This window comes from Pontibacter sp. HJ8, from assembly GCF_054824225.1.
On the sequence record NZ_JSYF01000109.1, the window covers coordinates 1 to 4,625 of the forward strand.

Below are 4,625 nucleotides of genomic sequence, written 5' to 3' on the forward strand. Positions count from 1 at the left end.
GTTCTACCAACCCGAGTATTACCTGAGCAACCCGATCGAAATTCTGAAGATCTGGGAGGGCGGGCTGGCCAGCCATGGCGCTACAATTGGTATACTGCTGGCCTTGTGGCTATTCAGCCGCCGCCATAAATTTGACTACATGTGGGTACTGGACCGGATCGTGATCGTCGTCGCGCTGGGAGGGGCCCTGATCCGTATTGGTAACCTGATGAACTCTGAAATCTTCGGGCGGCCTACTGATCTGCCCTGGGGCTTCATTTTCTTGCGCCAAGACGAGTATTCGCATGTGCCGCGCCATCCAACGCAGCTCTATGAATCCTTCAGCGTTTTCCTCTTGTTTGTGCTGCTTTACTGGCTGTGGAAAAAGTATAAAGAAGCGCTGCCAAAAGGCTTGCTTTTCGGAATATTCGTGACGGCCCTGTTTACCTTCCGCTTCCTGGTGGAATTCCTGAAAGAGGATCAGGTGGCAAAAGAGGCCATGATGACGCTGAACATCGGACAGCAGTTGAGTATCCCGCTGATCCTGGCTGGCTTGTTCATTCTATTTCGGGTATGGCAAAACCCAAAGCCGGCGCTGCCGGGCGGGCATTTGAAAGCTTCCTCCGTCAACAAAAAATAATCGCGGTGAAAACCATCTAAAAAGGGCGACCAGCATCATCTGCTGGTCGCCCTTTTATGTTTAAAGTTATTTTACTTGAACTTGTAGCGATACAAGCCGCCGTTCTCGCTCGTAATGATGAGCGTCTTTTCGTCTTCGAATGCCACTGCCTCGGTCTGGCCTGCTGCCTTAATGGAGGCTTTCTGGTAATTGCCCTCGTAGAAAGTGGCAGGCTCTTTCACATTCCGGAAAAGGTGAAGCACCCCTTCGCTGACTAACGCTACCTGCTGGCCACTCGGGCTGCTGGCTGCTCCGGTTACGGGTACGCCCAACTTGTGCTGGCCGACCAGCTTCGCCTTGTACTGCCCCTTTGTATCAGGCAACTCGTATACCTTAGCTGTTTCTCCGCGGCCCCGGTCCTTGGACACCAGGTATAGCTTGCCTCCGTTCCAGAAGATGGCTTCCACATCAAAATTTCTGTCTTTTTTGGCAGGAGGATATTGCTTCTGGTCTTCGTACGTGAACCGGATGGCATCTATCTTTTCCGGCTGGTCGATGTCGAGCTTGTAAATAGCCAGCTGTTTGCGACTGTTGTCGTTGTTTCCGGTATCAGCAATGTAGATATTGCCGTCATCATCCTGGGCCAGATCTTCCCAGTCTGCGTTGGGCAATTTCAGCTTGATGGTCTGCAGCAGCTTTCCCTTTTCATTGATGATGTAGAGGTATGGCTTATTGCCGGCATCGTTGTGGGTAACATAGGTTTTATCCTTCGCCAAAAATACGATGCCTGAACTCTCCTTTACCTCTGCGGGCAGACTGGCCAGTTTCACCAGCGACTCTGCCACAAGAGCTGCCGTGCCCTCCGGATCAGCAGCAGGCCTACCCAAAAAAAAGTACAACAGCGCGATAGCAGGTATAAAAAGGGCAATTACTTTTAACATAAGCTTCATAAAGATATTTGAGTAGATGCGGGGCGTTCTGATATAACGGAAAGCCAAAGCCTCATGGTTGCGTAAAAGCTTAGATATGCTGAAAGTAATCTGTAGTTGCCCGGCATACCTTCGGTAATCGATCTGCTATGGAAATCAAGAAAATCAAAGAAACCTGCCTTTATGTGACCGACCTGGAACGCACCAGGAGCTTCTACGAGAAGAAACTGGGATTAAACGTAATCGGGGAAGTAAAGGGGCGCCACGTTTTTTTCCGGACAGGCACCTCGGTGCTGCTGTGCTTTATTGCGGAGGTGTCGGCGAAGGCAGGCACCCTGCCGCCGCACTACGGGACCGGGCACTTGCATCTGGCCTTTGAGGTGGCCCCGGAGGAGTATGAAAGCTGGAAAGAAAAAGTAAGGAACAGCGGTATTCCCGTTGAGCAGGAATATGACTGGGGGAAAGGCTTCTTCTCTTTCTACTTCCGCGACCCGGACCAGCACCTGCTGGAGATCGTGATGGAAGGGATGTGGGAGAAGTAGTGGTTGAATTTTGAATAACTGAATTTAGATTAATGCTTCCTGTGCCCTTGCTGCGTATTTTCACCAGCAGGTATAAAGGCTTTTAATGTAGTTAATGCATCGAAGTTTCGTTGTGCCGGGCTATTATTTCCTTTACCAATTGTGCACCCATTCGTTCCGCCTCTGTTTTGAAGTTGTCGAGGTGGACCCACGTTAAGCGCTTGGCGGAGAGCCAGCCACTGGTAGTCTGGGTTTCAGTGTTTGGTATATTGCCGGAGCCCTGAACGACGAGCCCATCATTTAGCTTAAGTTCGTAGGTTGCCTGCATAGCGATCGGTTGTGGCGTGATCTTTTGCTCCCCACTGGAAATATGGAAAAAGATTAAATTGAATAGCTGGCCTTTGTTCTCATACACAAACTGGCCCGGCACCTGCTGCAGGTTGATCACCAGCTTTTTGTCGCCCAGGTGATTTTTTAACTGGAGGCTGTCGGCGGCCTTGTAAATGCCCTTCCGGATATAGGTAGCGGCAATTTGCGGATCGAGTTCGCAGGCAATCGTATTATTCCAGCTGAAGTAAAGGATAGCCGGAATAAAATAGCCTTTAACCCGGGTAGCCTTGTTGCTGCCTGCCCCGGCAGCGGGCAAGTTCACGGTAAGCCACTCCTGGTGTTGTGGGGGAGTGACAACGGCTTTTGCCTGCTCGTTTACAAAGCTTGTGTATTTGCTGGTACTTACACAACCGGTAGAAAGTATACACAGCAATAAGAGGTAATAAAATTGCTTCATAAAGAAGAGGGAAATTATAGTTGAGTTTGGTTAAAGTTTATACTTTATGCTAGAGTCATTTTTCCCTTCGCGCATGAGCTGAGGAAAACAAGCCGTTAGGATGTAGCAGTAGCAGATTTTATACTTTTGAAGTTGACGCAAAATAGTATCGTGTATGACGCGTGCAAGGCGGCCAGCCGTGGCATGGCTTATGCACAATGTTAGCCATTGTTTTTTTATACACAACAGACCGCTGGGCTTCTTCAGTGCCTCTAGATTGAAGAAATTCTACACCAGTAATCGCTGTAGAAGATGTTGGATATCTATTTTCGAATGAAGGTGTATTTTTGTACTCCAGGAAAAGGCTTGTTATCTCCATCATAAAGAATGACTTCATGCTTTAATTTTAGGGAGTCTGCAGAAACCTCTTCAATCAATAAATTCATTTCTCCTCCCGGTTGACCATAATTTATTTCCTTCCACACGATTTTGAGAAACTTTCCATTCTCGATTCTCCAAGAGCCAGCATGTACATATTGGTGAGGGTTGCAGGCTTCCTCTTCTTTAAAACTGAAATATCCGGTGTCTTCAAAACTCCAAATTTTCAACTTTGAACAATTATCTAGAGTTTGGTTGAGTCTGAACTGTGATGGCTCTGTAATTTTAACTGAATGAAGCTGCCAATCCTTTGATAATGCTAATTTTGTTTTCATTAACCTTTCCTCCTCGTTATCTTTTTCACATCCAAAAAGCGCAATGATTATAAGAGATAATAAGAAGAGGTTCTTCATGGTTTTAGTTTGTAAAGTGTAAATTAAGGAAATTAAATTTACGTCCAACGGTCTTGTGTAGCTGATGGGTTGGCGTAGCCAAGCATAAAAGCTGCACCGTGTTGAGTGGAGTAATTTTATTCTTCTTCCACAACAAAGCGGACTACCCTAACCTTTCCTGTTTGGTCTATTGATACTTCAGCAGCTTCACTTACATCGGTGTCAGGGATACAAGCGTCAACCATAAAGATAAAAGCTCCATTATCATATCTTAGGAATTCTGTCCCTGTGAGATAAAGCTCAATATTCTGTTCAAAAATGTCTTTTGTCAGAGAGGCCTTTATAAACGGCTGTTGGTTCTGATGTATGGTGACATCAGCAACTCTATTATGGCTATGCACTAAAAGTTTACCCAGGTTGTCTGTTGCTTCATGGACCACAGCACTATCATTTAGACTATAGTTGTTAGTGCTTATATGGTACACTTCATTTACATGTATTATTGTATCTTCTTTATAAATATCATGGTCGAGAGGCCAGTATTCCCGTCTGACTTCTACAACTGGTTTTGTTGAAGCCCCTTGTATAACTGCAGGAGTTTCAGCTGAGATTGTTGGTAAAGTTTCAACTTCTAATTCTTTGTTTGCACTACAAGACAGGCAACAAAGAACTGAAAGTATCGAAGCTAAAAATCCTTTTTTCATTGATTATTTATTTCACTCAACGTGCTGGTGTAGCAGATGGTGAGGCGTAGCCGAAACATATCTGCTATACTTTGTTACCTGCTTTTGTTTTTCTATTTCTTGGCAGATTCAAGCAACTCTGCCATCTACTCATACCATTCAAGGTATGCTCCGTCAGGCTGAAACTTGTTCTTAAATTCTTGAAAGTATACTTCTGCTTTCTCGCTTCCTGAGGCTGCTGCAATCATCAGGCTATTAGCCAAATTCATTTTCTTCTCTGTGTACTCTTCGCTCGCACCATTCTGCGTCTGCCATTGTGTGGATTCATACTCAAGTAGTGTCTGGTCAATTTGGCTTT

Annotated in this window: 7 protein-coding genes; 2 read left to right on the top strand and 5 right to left on the bottom strand. The window is 45.8% G+C overall.

Annotated elements, in window-relative coordinates:
* Nucleotides 1–619: prolipoprotein diacylglyceryl transferase (gene lgt / locus OB13_RS06190; protein WP_461489282.1), on the top strand; the 619-nt coding region annotated here is incomplete at its 5' end.
* Nucleotides 620–690: 71 nt separating this feature from the next.
* Here the strand turns inward: lgt and OB13_RS06195 are convergent.
* Nucleotides 691–1,539 (bottom strand): hypothetical protein, encoded by an 849-nt coding sequence (locus OB13_RS06195; protein ID WP_461489283.1) that lies wholly within the window; start codon nt 1,537–1,539, stop codon nt 691–693.
* A 137-nt stretch (nt 1,540–1,676) separates the two neighbouring features.
* On the opposite strand from OB13_RS06195, the gene OB13_RS06200 reads away from it, so the two are divergent.
* Nucleotides 1,677–2,069 (top strand): VOC family protein, encoded by a 393-nt coding sequence (locus tag OB13_RS06200; protein ID WP_461489284.1) that lies wholly within the window; start codon nt 1,677–1,679, stop codon nt 2,067–2,069.
* Nucleotides 2,070–2,160: 91 nt separating this feature from the next.
* On the opposite strand, the gene OB13_RS06205 is transcribed toward OB13_RS06200, so the two are convergent.
* The 4 genes from OB13_RS06205 to OB13_RS06220 all read right to left on the bottom strand — a co-directional run.
* Nucleotides 2,161–2,835 (bottom strand): hypothetical protein, encoded by a 675-nt coding sequence (locus tag OB13_RS06205; protein WP_461489285.1) that lies wholly within the window; start codon nt 2,833–2,835, stop codon nt 2,161–2,163.
* A gap of 302 nt (nt 2,836–3,137) precedes the next feature.
* Entirely contained in the window at nt 3,138–3,605 is a 468-nt protein-coding gene (locus OB13_RS06210) for a hypothetical protein (RefSeq protein WP_461489286.1), read from the bottom strand.
* A 116-nt stretch (nt 3,606–3,721) separates the two neighbouring features.
* Nucleotides 3,722–4,288 (bottom strand): DUF4738 domain-containing protein, encoded by a 567-nt coding sequence (locus tag OB13_RS06215; protein WP_461489287.1) that lies wholly within the window; start codon nt 4,286–4,288, stop codon nt 3,722–3,724.
* 125 nt (nt 4,289–4,413) lie between these two features.
* Nucleotides 4,414–4,625 (bottom strand): hypothetical protein (locus tag OB13_RS06220; RefSeq protein ID WP_461489288.1); only part of this gene is annotated, 212 nt, incomplete at its 5' end.